Origin of the sequence: Psychrobacter sp. Sarcosine-3u-12 (genome assembly GCF_002836005.1) — a bacterium.
GTDB classification, from domain to species: Bacteria; Pseudomonadota; Gammaproteobacteria; order Pseudomonadales; family Moraxellaceae; genus Psychrobacter; species Psychrobacter okhotskensis.
Genome location: NZ_PJBY01000087.1, coordinates 14,224 through 28,969 on the forward strand (window position 1 = coordinate 14,224; position 14,746 = coordinate 28,969).

Sequence of the window (14,746 nt, forward strand, 5' to 3'; positions counted from 1 at the left end):
TGATTTCTATTTACTCATAGTCAAACGCTAAGGATAATCCCATGACCCAGCATACCGTTTGTAAACTGCAAGACATCCTCCCTGAGACTGGCGTTTGCGCGCTTATTGACGGCAAGCAAATTGCCATTTTTCGTACCAAAGAAGGCAAGTTATTCGCCATTGATAACTACGACCCTTTTAGTCGAGCAAACGTTCTATCTAGAGGACTGATCGGCGGTACGACGCTGACGAGCGACGACGGTATTAGAGAGTCGATACTTTATGTCGCCTCGCCTATTTATAAGCAGCGCTTTGATCTTGTGACTGGTCAATGCTTGGATGATACAGAGGTAAAGCTTGCGACTTATCAAGTAGAGCGTGATGAAGATGATGTGGTGGTAACTTACCAATTATCAGAAGATTCAAGCCTGACAACCATAGAAATTGATATGGCCTAACGATAGACTTTGCGCCTTTTTAGTTTAGCATCCATTGATATAAAATAATAACGTCACTAAAGGTCATTAAAACTCACTCTCTGCAGCCCCTTACACCTAAGAGGTGAAGGGGATTTTCTTATACTAATTATAGTCAATACTTTATCACTCAAATACCAAACTAAGATAAAAGTGCATCTATACGGTAAGTATGAAAAGTGGATTTACTCTTTACTGTCACGGTATAAGGTATTTTTTGCCTCTTCCCTAAAGTCCTCATAGGTAATCGCTGGCTCAGTGCTGGCAGATTCATTTTTTACTGCTGTATTCGGTTTGATACTTTGTTTGTCTATCTCTTTTTTATTGCCATGCTTATTTTCTTGAGTCTTTACCATTGGCTCAGCCTCAACGACTGGCGCATTGGCGCTCGTCATTGATGTTTGTTTACTGAGTGACGTTACACGATCAAAGGCAGACACTAAGCTACCATTCATATCAAGCATCAAAACGGTAGCAGCAATAATGACCGCGCTGGATACCGCCGTCAAAATGACCAGCTTAACGTTGCTGTGAGACTTGCCTATTAGTTGTTTTGTAGTACTTGATTTTGTAGTGCTTGCTACGGATGATTGAGTTTTATTGAGAATTGGTGGAAAAGTCGTTGTTTGCTCAGACTCGGCCTCTATAGCTGTTATATTGGGATGATAAGTATAAGTATCACAATCTGCTGTTTTTGATGGTGGGTTTTCTGAGCAATACTCTGGTTCATGTACCATGTCTTGCATGGTTTTTTTCAAATATTGTTCGTAAACAATACGCGAGCGTGTATTGATATTGAGCTCACTATCAGGGTGTTCAGGGTGTTCGCTGAGCTCTACACATTCATTAAAACTGTCATCAAAATCGTGTTTTTTGTCTGTACTTTCCATAGCTCAATACCAAGTCAATCCTTGTCAACAACGGTATATAACCGTATCAATACATTCAATAATACAAATGTATTGATGCTATGCAAGTTGTTTTGGTATGAGCGCTATAACTGACTGACAAACGGTACGAAATATTGAATTTATATAAACGGAAGTTTATTTTTTAATATCTGATAAAATTTTATTTAAGCTAGGGCGTTTTGAACATTCTAAATCTTGGGTAAGTACAGTAACCAACCAATGATTCAAAATTATCAATCATTGGCCTCACGGTATAATGTACGTTGCGACTCTTTCCTAAAGTCCTCATAAGTAATGGCTGGATCGCCACTTGAGCCATCAGCAGATGCGTCTATTGACTGCTCTGTCTCTTCCTCTGTATTGCTATTTTTATTAGCGGCGGCATTTGTTTGCGGTGCGGCGGTTTGATTGCCATTGCTAGCTGTTGATTGCTCAGCATCAACCACTGCGGCCTTGTTTAAGGTAGTTTTAGCCTGAGCTGCTGATTGAGCATTGCTATTAATATCATTATTTATTTTGTCCTCGACATCGCTCGCCATATTTTTAGAGGCATCAGTAGCAGGCGTTTCTGTCAAGGCAGATAAAATGCCGCTAGCATTCAAAGTGAGCACAATAATTGCGGCCAATAATGTGCCGAGAGCGACACCAATAATGAGCGGCTTTTTATTGCTTGCCAGCTTACCCTGCGGTTTTGTAATCGCTTCAATAACGGGAGCGACTGTATTTTCGATGCCCTTATTTTCAAGGATTGTGTCATCGCCATGAGCTGGATTAGCACTTGTATCATCAGTAGATGTTAAGTCAATTACCTCATTAGTATGTTCAATATGATTACTGTCTAGTTCGAGGTTTAAGTCTTCATTCAAATCTTCATTCAAATTATAGCTATGATAGTTATTGAACGAGTCTGTATTTGATGATTGCTGATTATGTTCTAGCGGAGAGTTATTGTTAAAGACATACTCTTCGTTACTAAAATCAAAACTGATATCTGTAGTTGTGGTATTTGAGGCTGCAACATTTATCTCTTGCTCAGCCTCTGAGCTGGCAAATAACTGTAACTCTTCTGCACTTAAAGGCTCATAGCTAGAGGATTTTTGCGTTTTTTCCCATGCCGTTAATTGGTCGGATTTACCCTCAGTCTGACTACATTCATCTGTACTGCCAACACGATTGATGAAGCGCTCGTAGATATTATTGCTGCGTTTGTGCTTACGTGGCTTGGTATTAGCAATTTTAGCCAATTTTTCTTCAAGGTCAGCACTATTGTCATTATTTTTGTCGTTCATAGAATGATACCAAGCCCGTTTATACTACTGATATGGGATAACTGCTAGAATTAAGGGGGTGATACTAATTGCTTGCTAAATTGTAACACTATCGTTAACCACTAATATAGTTAGTCATTTACTTAGCTTCAAACATAATTTGGCTAGGTGAGCGTATTATTGGTACAAAACATAGCCAATAGCGTATTATTTTCTCTTAAGTAGCTGATGAATACAGAAATAAGACAATGAGTAAAAAAGTAATAGGTATAACAACATGGATCTAAAGCAGCTCAACGCCTTTATTGCTATCGCCGATTTGCGCAGTTTTAGCGCCGCTGCCGCCAAGACAGGACTATCGCAACCCAGTCTGAGCCGAGTCATCAAGCAACTTGAGACAGACATGGGCGTGGTATTGGTAGATCGTTATCACAGACCACTACACTTGACCGAAGCCGGTGCGTTTTTTTACGATAAAATCAGTGCCATATTGACAGAGATTGATACCGTTACCAGTATGACCCAGCGCTTATCAGCGCCGAGCGCAGCATTGAATATTGGTTTTGTACCCTCGGTGCTATATGGTCTACTACCCGAAGTAATCGCCACCCTCAAACAGTCCAACCCTGATATCGAGGTTAATCTAAAAGATATCAGCTCGTATCAGCAAATGGATGCGCTAAAGCATGGTGAGATTGATGTGGGGTTTGGTCGTTTTGCGCATCAAGATCCTTGGATTCAACAGATACTCTTGCGTCATGAGCGCTATGTGGTGGCGCTGCCTAAAGCGCATCCGTTAGCGCATGTGCGTGAACAGCGCCTGATAGATTTGGCAAATAATCGCTTGATTCTATATCACCAAACGCATTTGCCCGTCGCCAAAACCCTAGTAACCTCAAACAAAACATCACGCACATCGACGGCAGCGACGTTCACAACTGATGCAAAAAGTAGCGCAGCACACGCTATTCCTAACAGCGAGCATTCACTGATAAATGAGCCAATCACCGAACCTTTGCTGCATTTATTTGCTCAATATGGCATCTCTCCCTTTATGACCACCACCGTGAGTGATTTGCAAGTCGCTCTTGGTTTGGTTGCTGCTGGTGAAGGCATTACTTTAGTGCCGGCTAGCCTACAGACAGTGCGGACGGAACAAATCAGCTATCAGCGGTTGATTCACGAAAATGTCACCTCTCCTATCTATTTACATACGCTAAAAGACTTTGTACATCCTAAAATCCCAGATCTGTTAAGCGCTATCTATCAGGTTTATGAGCAGCGCGGTATCACTTATCGGCAGCAAAAATTTACCTCAATGCCGTAAATGATAAGAATAGCCTGAAATTATCAGATATTAGCCAGTTATTATGGTATAAAGAACCGCAAAAAATAATCAGTCCTGACACTTGATAGTAATCGCTTATTATGCTAACTATCTAGAATGGACATGCAAACAAATAGTAATAATAATTTTAATAACCATTCTCCTGTACGGCATCGTTATGCTAAAGTCGATACAAAATGAATCGTTTTATATTTAGCGTTTTAACATAAGCGCTGTGCAAATGGTATAAAGCGCTTCTCTAATGATCACTGGCAAACTGACACAGGAAAGTGATGATTTGCCGTATTAACCATCTCGAGGTATTCATGTCCACACCACCATTCCATAACCCTAGCACCCCTAATAAAGGCGCTGAAGATACCCTTGCTGCCCAGCAAGAAGGATTTAGCTGGCGCATCTTTGGTCCCGGTATTCTAATGGCGACAGCGGCTATTGGCGGCTCGCATTTGATTTCATCCACCCAAGCAGGTGCCATATATGGCTGGCAGCTGGCCATTATGATTATTTTGGCCAACGTCTTCAAGTATCCGTTTTTTCGCTTCGGTACAGATTATGTCTATGATACTGGCGAGAGCTTAATCGCCGGTTATGCTAAGCGCTCAAAAGCCTATCTATGGATTTATTTTGTCTTATCTATCCTATCTGCGGTGATTAGTACCGGTGCTGTGACACTACTTGCGGCGGTAATATTGGGCTTTATGCTGCCAGCTTCCGTGGGACTGTCTAGTATCAGTTTAGCGGTCATAATCGTTGCGGTATCCTGGTTTTTTCTGATTGCCGGTCATTATAAGTTGCTTGATGGGGTCACCAAATGGATTATGATTGCTCTGGTCTCCGCAACCGTATTAGCGGTCCTGATTGCTGCTGGCAAGCCGACGGTGATGACGCCTGATTTTATCCCGACGTCTCCTTGGAATTTAGCGACATTAGGATTTATCGTCGCATTGATGGGTTGGATGCCAGCGCCGCTTGAGTTCGCTGCTATCACCTCGATGTGGACATCGGCAAAGAGAAAAGCGGACAACACCACTCATAAACAAGGTTTGCTTGATTTTAATGTGGGCTTTTTGGTTTCTGCTATTTTAGCGTTGTTCTTTTTAGCATTGGGTGTTTTCGTTCAGTATGGCTCCGGTCAAGAGATTCAAACCGCTGGCGTCGCTTATATTGATCAGCTGATCAATATGTATACTGCCACTATCGGTGAATGGTCAAGACTGCTAGTCGCCTTCGTCGCCTTTATGTGTATGTTTGGGACTACCATTACCTGTGCGGATGGTTACGGCCGTGCCAATGCTGAGTGCTGGCGTTTGCTAAAAGGTGAACACGAGATTAATAAGAAGCAGATTGCTTTTTGGACGACCTATGCCATTGGCGGTGGCTTAATTATTATCAGCTTCTTCGCCGGACAGTTAGGCGCGATGTTGAAGTTCGCTATGATATCTGCCTTTGTGTCCGCGCCTATTTTTGGCTGGTTGAACTACTCTTTAGTGAAAAACCATCAAAAACTATCAGCAGGTATGAATATTTATTCGATTATAAGTTTACTGTTCTTAGGCGGTGTCGCCTTATTATTCTTAGCCAACCTCGCAGGTATGCTTGGTTAACTGGTTTTTAAGATTTAGCGAATGGCTGAAACGCCGCTTTTAGCTAATAAAAAAGCCCTTTTAGCTCAGCTACTAGGGCTTTTTCGTTGTTATAGTAAAACAAAGTTAATTGTAACTAAATGTAAAACACCTCAGCTGTCCTAATTCAATTTTTGAGGTTTATGAATAATAGTCTTCCTCAACCGCATAAAAATAGATAATGCTATTCACTTAATGAATAGGTTTGATTTAACTAATTTATATATTTATAAAAATTAAACGATTATCGTAAAACACTGCTTTTTGGGCTTGAATAATTGGGTATAATCAAAGGCAACAACGATAAGATTACCCCTCCACGTAAGGACTACGACATGACTTCATCATCCGCTGGTGCCCGCTTCCGCAGTGCCATGAAACAAAAAAATGATAACAATCAACCGCTACAGATCGTAGGTACAATAAATGCTTATACGGCGATGATGGCGACCCAAGTCGGTCACCAAGCGCTATATCTGTCTGGCGCGGGCGTGGCAAATGCTTCATTTGGTCTACCTGACTTAGGTATGACGAGCCTTGATAATGTCCTAGAAGATGCGCGCCGTATTACTGACGCTGTAGAAACACCGCTATTGGTCGATATCGATACCGGATTTGGTGGTGCTTTTAACATCGCACAAACGATTAAAAAGATGGAAAGAGCTGGTGTGGCCGCCGTACATATCGAAGATCAAATCGCCCAAAAGCGTTGTGGTCATCGCCCTAACAAAGAAATCGTCAGTATCTCAGAAATGGTCGATCGCTTGAAGGCGGCGCTTGATGCCAAAACTGATAGCGACTTTGTCATTATGGCACGTACTGATGCACTTTCTGTTGAAGGACTTGATGCCGCTGTCGAACGCGCGGTAGCGTTTCAAGAAGCGGGTGCTGATATGATCTTTGCCGAAGCGCTAACAGATATTGAGATGTATCGTAAATTTACGGACGTGCTAGATATTCCCGTACTGGCGAATATGACTGAGTTTGGTCAGACCGATCTATACACCACTGAGCAATTGCATAACGTTGGTGTTGCAATGACGCTCTACCCGCTGTCTGCTTTTCGCGCGATGAACAAGGCGGCATTGAACGTTTATCAGCATCTATTGGATGATGGTACCCAAGAAAAAGTTGTTGATACCATGCAAACCCGCATGGAGCTGTATGATTTCTTAAATTATCATGAGTTTGAGCAGACGCTAGACAAGCTATTTGCTAATAAGTAGTTAAGAGTTAGTTATTGGCAACACTGAAAAGATAGCTCACCTTTGAGTGTGTTATCTTTTCGAAATCCGTCTTCTACTTTTAGGTTATTTATGCCATTTTTTACTGCTAATACTGCTCTTAAAACGTCACTACTGAGTAGCACGCTTGCGGCGCTATTATTCATGACGGGCTGTGATAAAACACCAGAAACCGCCGACGACACCACCAGTGGTGCAAGCACTGCTGAAGTTGATGCTACCGCACCTGCCACTCAAGATGACTTGGTCATGACAACGATTACGCTAGATACTGTCAACAGCCTACTATTCACGCCGATTATTAATAGCGGTGCGCTCAATGACGAACAAGTAAGCTGTCTTGAGTCGCGCGACAAAGACTTGGGCAAGGCTGAGATGGATGCTTTTTATAAGAGCCAGTTTACTGCTGCAGAGTTAAATGAGCTAAACGAATTTTATTCTTCAGATGTGGGCAAAAAGCTAATTGCTTTTGGTAATGAGCAATTGCGGGCTATGAACGGCGAAGAAATCGCCACGCCGATGGCTGACCCTACACCAGAAGAAATGACTAAGATTCAGACGTTTATGGAATCGCCGCTCGGTGTCAAGTATATGAAGATCAACAATGCTGAGGGTGAAGGCAGCGCTATGGAGGTATTAAACGTACCCATTAATGCTGAATTTGAGCGTTGTAATGTCGATTTAGATGCCCCAGAGCCTATGTAGCGCTCAGCTATATAGTGAACTATAAATTAACTGTAATAAACACTCCCTTTCCAACCCAAAAAAGCTACCAACAAAAGGAATTTCATCATGGCAGCACAAAACCCATCAACAAAAGTATTGTCAGGCGCAGGTCTACGCGGTCAAGTCGCAGGTAAAACAGCTTTATCAACTGTTGGTAAATCAGGCTCAGGTTTGACCTATCGCGGTTATGATGTGTCAGAACTGGCAGATAAATGTATTTTTGAAGAAGTGGCTTACTTGCTACTTTATGGCAATTTGCCAACCCAGAGCGAGCTAGAGGCTTATCAAGCCAAACTCAAAAAACTGCGTGGTCTGCCGCAAGCCCTAAAAGACGTACTCGAACGCATTCCAGCTGACGCCCATCCAATGGATGTACTGCGTACTGGTTGCTCTATGCTCGGCAACCTAGAGACGGAAACTGATTTCTCGCAAGAGAACGATCAAACCGATCGTATGCTGGCGACATTCCCATCAATCATCAACTACTGGTATCGCTTTACTCATGACAATGTGCGTATCGAAACCGACACCGATGATGAGACGATTGGTGGTCACTTCTTGCATCTGCTCAAAGGTGAAAAGCCAAACGAGCTACACGAAAAAGTAATGAACGTCTCACTTATCTTGTATGCAGAGCATGAGTTTAACGCTTCGACCTTTACCGCGCGTGTCTGTGCGTCTACTCTATCTGATATCCATTCTTGCATTACCGGCGCGATTGGCTCACTGCGTGGCCCTCTCCATGGCGGCGCGAACGAAGCAGCGATGGATATGATTGAAGGCTTTAGCTCACCTGATGACGCTGAAGAAGAAATGATGGGTATGCTGGCGCGTAAAGACAAAATCATGGGCTTTGGTCATGCGATCTATAGCGAGTCAGATCCACGTAACGTCGTCATTAAAGGTTGGGCTGAGAAGCTAGCCGCTGACGTTGGTGATGAAGTGCTTTATCCTGTTTCAGTTCGCTGTGAAGAAGTCATGTGGCGTGAAAAGAAACTGTTCTGTAACGCCGATTTCTTCCATGCATCTGCCTATCACTTTATGGGTATTCCAACCAAGTTATTCACGCCAATCTTTGTGTGTTCGCGTCTAACCGGCTGGGCAGCACACGTGTTTGAGCAACGTGCCAATAACCGTATCATTCGCCCAAGTGCAGAATATACCGGTGAAGAATTGCGTCCAGTACCAGAGATGAGTGCGCGTTAATTTTTCTTGATATAGATGATTTGCAGGGTGTGTCTTCCTTACGTGTTTTAAAACTATGTATGAATCACACCCTACAAATACTTACCTCTAACGCTTTAAAAGTTTTTTTAGCAAACTCTGCTTTTATCTTGATGATTTTGCTAAAAGAACTATTCTTTTTTAGCCCTCATTCCAACCAGCCAACAGCCAAAGGTGACTTATGGACAACGCCCTCGTACAACCGATGAATGAACCCTTTAAAAAGCCATTACCCGGCACCGACCTGTATTACTTTGACACTCGTGAAGCGATTGAGAGCATTGAAGCTGGCGCTTATGACAAGCTACCGTTCTGCTCAAAAGTATTGTGTGAAAATTTAGTGCGTCGTTGCCCACCTGAGGATTTGACCGCTGCACTTAAGCAACATATCGAAGGTAAGCAAGACCTAGATTTTCCATGGTACCCTGCTCGCGTCGTTTGTCATGACATCCTAGGTCAGACTGCGTTTGTTGATTTGGCAGGTCTCCGTGACGCCATCGCTGAGCAAGGCGGTGACCCTTCAAAAGTGAACCCAATCGTCCCAACGCAGTTGATTGTTGACCATTCACTAGCCGTTGAGCATGCAGGCTTTGAAGAAAACGCTTTTGAGAAAAACCGTGCTATCGAAGAGCGCCGTAATGATGACCGTTTCCACTTTATCAACTGGTGTCAGTATGCCTTTGATAACGTCAACGTCGTACCACCGGGTAACGGCATCATGCATCAAATTAACCTAGAAAAAATGTCGCCAGTCGTCCAAGTCGTACACAATAAAGCCGGTGAACAAGTAGCCTTTGCCGATACTTTGGTCGGTACCGACAGCCATACGCCAATGGTTGATGCGTTGGGTGTTATCTCAATCGGTGTCGGTGGATTAGAGGCCGAAAGTGTCATGCTAGGCAACCCATCGTATATGCGCTTGCCGGATTACGTTGGTGTTAAATTAACCGGAAAATTGCAAAAAGGTATTACTGGTACCGATTTGGTACTGGCTATGACCGAGTTTTTACGTGATGCCGGCGTGGTCTCTACCTATATTGAGTTCTTCGGCGAAGGTGCGCGCGCGCTTACCGTTGGTGATCGTGCGTCTATCTCCAATATGACGCCTGAATATGGCGCGACGGCTGCGATGTTCTATATCGATGAGCAAACCATCGACTATTTACGCCTAACAGGTCGTAGTGAAGCACAAATCAAACTGGTCGAGCAATATGCGAAGCAGACCGGTCTATGGGCAGATGGCATGGAAAATGCCGTTTACGACCGCGTGCTTGAATTTGACTTGTCAGCAGTTGTCCGTAATATGGCAGGCCCTTCACGTCCGCATGCTCGCGTTTCAACCACGGATTTGGTTGCTAAAGGTATTGCTCACGGTGAGGGTGACAAACTCCCTCAACCAGAAGATGGCCTCATGCCAGATGGCGCAGTAATTATCGCTGCCATTACCAGCTGTACCAATACCTCTAACCCTCGCAACATGGTTGCTGCTGGTCTTGTCGCTCGTAATGCTAATGCTAAAGGCCTACTACGCAAACCTTGGGTAAAATCATCATTAGCTCCAGGCTCAAAAACGGTAAAAATGTACCTAGAAGAAGCTGGACTTATGCCTGATCTGCAAAAAATCGGCTTTGATGTGGTTGGTTTTGCTTGTACGACTTGTAATGGTATGAGCGGTGCATTAGACCCTGAGATCGAAAAAGAAATCATCGACCGCGACCTATTCAGCACGGCGGTACTTTCTGGTAACCGTAACTTTGACGGTCGTATCCATCCTTATGCTAAGCAAGCCTTCTTAGCGTCACCACCATTGGTTATCGCTTACGCTATCGCCGGTAACATTCGTTTCGATATCGAAAAAGATTCGTTGGGTAAGGATCAAAACGGCAACGACGTTTATCTAAAAGACATCTGGTTTGATGACGAAGAAGTCGATGCCATCGTCGCCAAAGCTGTGAAGCCTGAGCAATTCAATGCCGTTTATATTCCGATGTTTGATGAAGCCAAAAAAGATACAGGCAAGGCACTAAGCCCCTTATACGATTGGCGCGAGATGACCACTTATATTCGCCGTCCGCCCTATTGGGAAGGTAAAATGGCCGCGATGAATAAGCTAAAAGGCATGCGTCCATTGGCTGTATTGGGTGACAATATCACCACCGACCATATGTCACCGTCTAATGCCATTATGGGTAACTCGGCCGCTGGCGAGTACCTCGATACCATGGGCTTACCAAGCGAGGACTATAATTCTTATGCAACGCATCGCGGTGACCATTTGACCGCGCAACGTGCGACCTTTGCCAATCCAAAATTATTGAACGAGATGGTACGTGATGAAGCAGGCAATGTTATTCAAGGCTCACTGGCCCGTGTGGAACCACAAGGTCAAATTATGCGCATGTGGGAAGCGATTGAGACCTATATGAACCGTGAGCAGCCGCTCATCATCATCGCAGGTGATGGCTATGGTCAAGGCTCAAGCCGTGACTGGGCGGCAAAAGGTGTGCGTTTAGCTGGCGTGGAAGCCGTCGTCGCTGAAGACTTTGAACGTATCCATCGTCAAAACTTAGTGGGCATGGGCGCGCTACCGTTACAGTTCGAAAAAGGCACAGATCGCCATACCCTAAACATTGATGGTACGGAAACCTTTGATGTAACGGGTGACGTCTCCGCTGGCGGGCTGATGACCCTAGTCATTAATCGTACCGACGGCAGCAAAACTGAAACCCCTATCATCTGCCGCTTAGATACCGCTGATGAAGTCAAAATGTATAACGCCGGCGGTATGCTACAACGCTTTGCCAAAGAGTTTATCGATGGCACGTTAGATATTGCGTAGATGTTTGCCTTTGATTTACATCTTTTAAAACGTTAAGTACAAAAAGAGCTACTTTAAAAGTGGCTCTTTTTTTATTTTCGCTAAATTAATGAACAAAATTCAGCCTTGGTTCTCTTGCTATAGGTTTCAAACCCCGTTGATTTATAATATACTGGTTTGGTTCACAACGTATTGTCCTAATCATTACCTTATTTTATTGACCCCTATCAGCTTCTGTTATTTCACAAATTACTGTAAAGACAAAAAGGAAATATAATGAGCACTCTTATCGTAGACAATGAAATCAAGCTGAATAAAAACAACCAGCCATTGAGCAGTCACCAAGCATCATTATCCTCAAAGCTATCTGCGCAGTTACCTGAAAAATCACCTACAGAAGCAGATAACCGCCGTCATATCGTCTTAATTGGTGCAGGCTTTGCCGGTATTCGTTGTCTTGAGCAATTGGCCAAATATAGCGCTGACCGTATCACCTTAGTTGACCGTAATGACTATCACTTTTTCCCACCGCTGATCTATCAAGTCTCTGCTGGATTTTTAGCGTCATCAGATATCAGTTATCCGCTACGTCGATACATCTCAAATTATGACAATGTCCGCTATCGTCAAGGTACGCTCTTAAGCATCAATCCTAAAGATAAAACCATCACTCTGGACACCGGTGAGATTTCTTACGACCGTTTGATTATTGCAAAGGGTGCAGAGACCAATTATTTTGGCAATCAAGAGTTAGCCATGCATGCGTTGCCAATGAAAACCATAAAAGACGCACTCAGTATCCGCAACCACATGCTGTCACAGTTTAATTATGCGGCTTCATTGCCCGTTGCCGAGCGTGAGCCCTACTTGTCCATCGTCATCGCTGGTGGTGGTCCTAGTGGTGTTGAGCTGGCAGGCGTGATGTCTGAAATTCGTAGATATACCCTTCATAAAGAGTATCCAGAGTTATTAGATAATATCGGCGGTATAACGTTAGTGACGGCCGATCCTGTGTTGCTCGCGCCAATGAGTGAATCATCACAACAGTATACCAAGCTACAAATGGAGAAATTCAGAGTTGATCTGATCTTTAGTGATCCTGTAAAAAGTTACGATGGTCATATGGTTACCCTACAAAGTGGGCAGACTCTGCACACACACAACCTTATCTGGACGGCAGGCGTCACTTGTGATTTTATACAAGGGCTCGATACAGAGGATTATGGTCAAGGTAAGCGCTTACTGGTTGACAGTCATTTGAGTTTGATAAATCATAACGACATATACGCACTTGGCGATATTGCACTGGCCACTCATGATGAAGCGTACCCGAAAGGTCATCCCCAGTTAGGTCAAGTGGCGAGCAGTCAGGGCACCTATCTCGGTAAGTATTTAAGCGGTAAAACTGATAAAGCATTTCATTATAAACATAGCGGTGATATGGCGATGATTGGACGTCTCACTGCGGTTGCTGATATTAACGGATCGCATTTGAAGGGCTTTATTGCGTGGTTTGCTTGGGTTGTCATTCATATCTTGTCGCTTAGCACCGCCAAAAATCGTTTGGCGACGACTTGGAATTGGATGGTTGCTTTTTTTACCGGAAAGCAGTCCTTCCGTATGAGTATTGAGCCACACGAAGATTCGTTTAAACTTAAGAAAGAGTCCAAACTTTAAAATTCGTGATCACAATAGCTTCACCTAATCAGGATGGGTTGAGTTCTACTGATCAATAGCGTAAAATGTACAATGTATTGTACATGTATAGGAGTCTCTCATGAGAGTAATCAGTTTTTCAGAAGCCCGAAAGCATTTGAAGTCTGTTTTAGATACGGTAAATGACGATGCCAATGCCACTATCGTGACTCGCCGTGATGCGGATGATGCGGTAGTGATGTCTCTCGATTATTATAATAGCCTAATGGAAACGGTTTATTTATTAAAATCACCTGCCAATGCGGCGCACTTAGCGGACTCTATTGCCCAATATAAAGCTGGCAAGACTGTTACGCGTGAACTAATTGATACAGCAGAAGGCAGTGGTAAAAGTGACGGTAGTAGCGATGACAATGAGCTTACAGATAGTGATATTGAGAATGCTTGATCTCAAAGGCTTTCATAAACGTAAAAGATCTGATCATGAGTGAACAATTAGCATGGACAGATGCTGCGTGGAAGGACTATCTATACTGGCAAACACAAGATAAAAAAACACTCAAGCGCATCAACAAGCTCATTACCGAATGTAAGCGTAATCCGTTTGAAGGCATTGGCAAACCTGAACCTTTAAAAGAAAACTTATCCGGATTTTGGTCAAGACGCATCGATGATGCCAATCGGTTGGTGTACGCCGTTGATGATAACTATTTGACGATTATTTCTTGCCGCTATCATTATTAACCAAGCAAAAAATAGCCTTATAGATAGATAACGCATTTTGCTGCTTATATTTTACTCAACATTTATCAATATTTTATGCATAATAACGCTTCTATTTATTATCATCATTTGTTGAGGGTCTTATGGGTTGGTTCAAATTTTTTAATTCATAGAACTCAGCTGACTACGTATTATATATGACGTATAGGTTGTTTTATTCAGAAAATCCATGCTACAGCCAACTAATAAAAAAGGACTTAAAAGATGATAGATTTTTTTGAAGATTTAGTAGCTAGTGATGAAAATACTTGGTTAGAATTTAAATCATATTGGTACTGGAACGGTGAGTCTAAAAAGAAAGAAGAAGGATGGAATGAATTATTAAAAGATGTATCAGCAATGTTCAATACGATAAGTCTAGAGAACCAAAAAAATCCTAAAAAATATATAATATTCGGTTATGATGAGAAGACTAAAGAACATAACAATTATTTTAAAGATAAAAGCGGAAATAATATAGACGACCTAATGGACTTAGAAGAACTAAAAAAAGATTTGATCAAGAAAATAAGAAATAGATTTTCTTGCTATCCAGAATTTAAAAATAGTTCTGAGCTTTATGAAATTGAAAGCCTAATAGAGATTGAGGAGATTAAGTATTCCAATACAGTAAATTTAGTTTTAACTATACATAACGCTCCTTATTTATTACAACAAAAATCAAACACAGGAAAGGGAACTAGGAATGGAG

General features: G+C 42.8%; 11 protein-coding genes and 2 pseudogenes. 11 read left to right on the forward strand and 2 right to left on the reverse strand.

Annotated elements, in window-relative coordinates; genetic code table 11:
- Nucleotides 1-41 precede the first annotated feature (41 nt).
- Entirely contained in the window at nt 42-437 is a 396-nt protein-coding gene (nirD, locus tag CXF65_RS05610) for a nitrite reductase small subunit NirD (protein ID WP_025652719.1), read from the forward strand.
- 203 nt (nt 438-640) lie between these two features.
- On the opposite strand, the gene CXF65_RS05615 is transcribed toward nirD, so the two are convergent.
- Both CXF65_RS05615 and CXF65_RS05620 read right to left on the reverse strand, forming a co-directional pair.
- Nucleotides 641-1,345: a hypothetical protein gene (locus CXF65_RS05615; RefSeq protein WP_101211337.1), complete on the reverse strand. Its 705-nt coding sequence runs from the start codon at nt 1,343-1,345 to the stop codon at nt 641-643.
- Nucleotides 1,346-1,599: 254 nt separating this feature from the next.
- On the reverse strand, nt 1,600-2,655 hold the full coding sequence (locus CXF65_RS05620) for a hypothetical protein (protein WP_101211338.1): 1,056 nt from the start codon (nt 2,653-2,655) through the stop codon (nt 1,600-1,602).
- Between the two features lie 256 nt (nt 2,656-2,911).
- Between CXF65_RS05620 and CXF65_RS05625 the strand changes: the two genes are divergently transcribed.
- From CXF65_RS05625 to CXF65_RS05670, 10 genes and pseudogenes are all read left to right on the forward strand, one after another.
- Entirely contained in the window at nt 2,912-3,961 is a 1,050-nt protein-coding gene (locus CXF65_RS05625) for a LysR family transcriptional regulator (protein WP_025652716.1), read from the forward strand.
- Nucleotides 3,962-4,287: 326 nt separating this feature from the next.
- Nucleotides 4,288-5,586: an NRAMP family divalent metal transporter gene (locus tag CXF65_RS05630; RefSeq protein WP_101211345.1), complete on the forward strand. Its 1,299-nt coding sequence runs from the start codon at nt 4,288-4,290 to the stop codon at nt 5,584-5,586.
- A gap of 353 nt (nt 5,587-5,939) precedes the next feature.
- Nucleotides 5,940-6,830 carry a methylisocitrate lyase gene (prpB, locus tag CXF65_RS05635; protein WP_101211339.1) on the forward strand — a complete coding sequence of 297 codons (891 nt, stop codon included), beginning with the start codon at nt 5,940-5,942 and terminating at the stop codon, nt 6,828-6,830.
- 90 nt (nt 6,831-6,920) lie between these two features.
- Entirely contained in the window at nt 6,921-7,553 is a 633-nt protein-coding gene (locus CXF65_RS05640; protein ID WP_101211340.1) for a DUF2059 domain-containing protein, read from the forward strand.
- Between the two features lie 87 nt (nt 7,554-7,640).
- Nucleotides 7,641-8,780 carry a 2-methylcitrate synthase gene (gene prpC, locus CXF65_RS05645; protein WP_025652712.1) on the forward strand — a complete coding sequence of 380 codons (1,140 nt, stop codon included), beginning with the start codon at nt 7,641-7,643 and terminating at the stop codon, nt 8,778-8,780.
- A gap of 199 nt (nt 8,781-8,979) precedes the next feature.
- Complete coding sequence (gene acnD, locus CXF65_RS05650; RefSeq protein WP_101211341.1) at nt 8,980-11,637, forward strand: Fe/S-dependent 2-methylisocitrate dehydratase AcnD; 2,658 nt, start codon at nt 8,980-8,982, stop codon at nt 11,635-11,637.
- A 255-nt stretch (nt 11,638-11,892) separates the two neighbouring features.
- Nucleotides 11,893-13,293, forward strand: coding sequence for an NAD(P)/FAD-dependent oxidoreductase (locus CXF65_RS05655; protein WP_101211342.1), 1,401 nt, complete (start codon nt 11,893-11,895; stop codon nt 13,291-13,293).
- Nucleotides 13,294-13,393: 100 nt separating this feature from the next.
- Nucleotides 13,394-13,642, forward strand: a pseudogene (locus CXF65_RS05660) (type II toxin-antitoxin system Phd/YefM family antitoxin); the annotation flags it as partial.
- 113 nt (nt 13,643-13,755) lie between these two features.
- On the forward strand, nt 13,756-14,016 hold the full coding sequence (locus CXF65_RS05665; RefSeq protein ID WP_037025847.1) for a Txe/YoeB family addiction module toxin: 261 nt from the start codon (nt 13,756-13,758) through the stop codon (nt 14,014-14,016).
- A 243-nt stretch (nt 14,017-14,259) separates the two neighbouring features.
- A pseudogene (locus CXF65_RS05670) lies at nt 14,260-14,655 on the forward strand (hypothetical protein); the annotation flags it as partial.
- Between the last annotated feature and the right edge of the window lie 91 nt (nt 14,656-14,746).

Coding starts and splice junctions, on each gene's coding strand:
- nirD (WP_025652719.1), top strand. CDS start 42: ATGACCCAGCATACCGTTTGTAAACTGCAAGACATCCTCCCTGAGACT.
- CXF65_RS05615 (WP_101211337.1), bottom strand. CDS start 1,345: ATGGAAAGTACAGACAAAAAACACGATTTTGATGACAGTTTTAATGAA.
- CXF65_RS05620 (WP_101211338.1), bottom strand. CDS start 2,655: ATGAACGACAAAAATAATGACAATAGTGCTGACCTTGAAGAAAAATTG.
- CXF65_RS05625 (WP_025652716.1), top strand. CDS start 2,912: ATGGATCTAAAGCAGCTCAACGCCTTTATTGCTATCGCCGATTTGCGC.
- CXF65_RS05630 (WP_101211345.1), top strand. CDS start 4,288: ATGTCCACACCACCATTCCATAACCCTAGCACCCCTAATAAAGGCGCT.
- prpB (WP_101211339.1), top strand. CDS start 5,940: ATGACTTCATCATCCGCTGGTGCCCGCTTCCGCAGTGCCATGAAACAA.
- CXF65_RS05640 (WP_101211340.1), top strand. CDS start 6,921: ATGCCATTTTTTACTGCTAATACTGCTCTTAAAACGTCACTACTGAGT.
- prpC (WP_025652712.1), top strand. CDS start 7,641: ATGGCAGCACAAAACCCATCAACAAAAGTATTGTCAGGCGCAGGTCTA.
- acnD (WP_101211341.1), top strand. CDS start 8,980: ATGGACAACGCCCTCGTACAACCGATGAATGAACCCTTTAAAAAGCCA.
- CXF65_RS05655 (WP_101211342.1), top strand. CDS start 11,893: ATGAGCACTCTTATCGTAGACAATGAAATCAAGCTGAATAAAAACAAC.
- CXF65_RS05665 (WP_037025847.1), top strand. CDS start 13,756: ATGAGTGAACAATTAGCATGGACAGATGCTGCGTGGAAGGACTATCTA.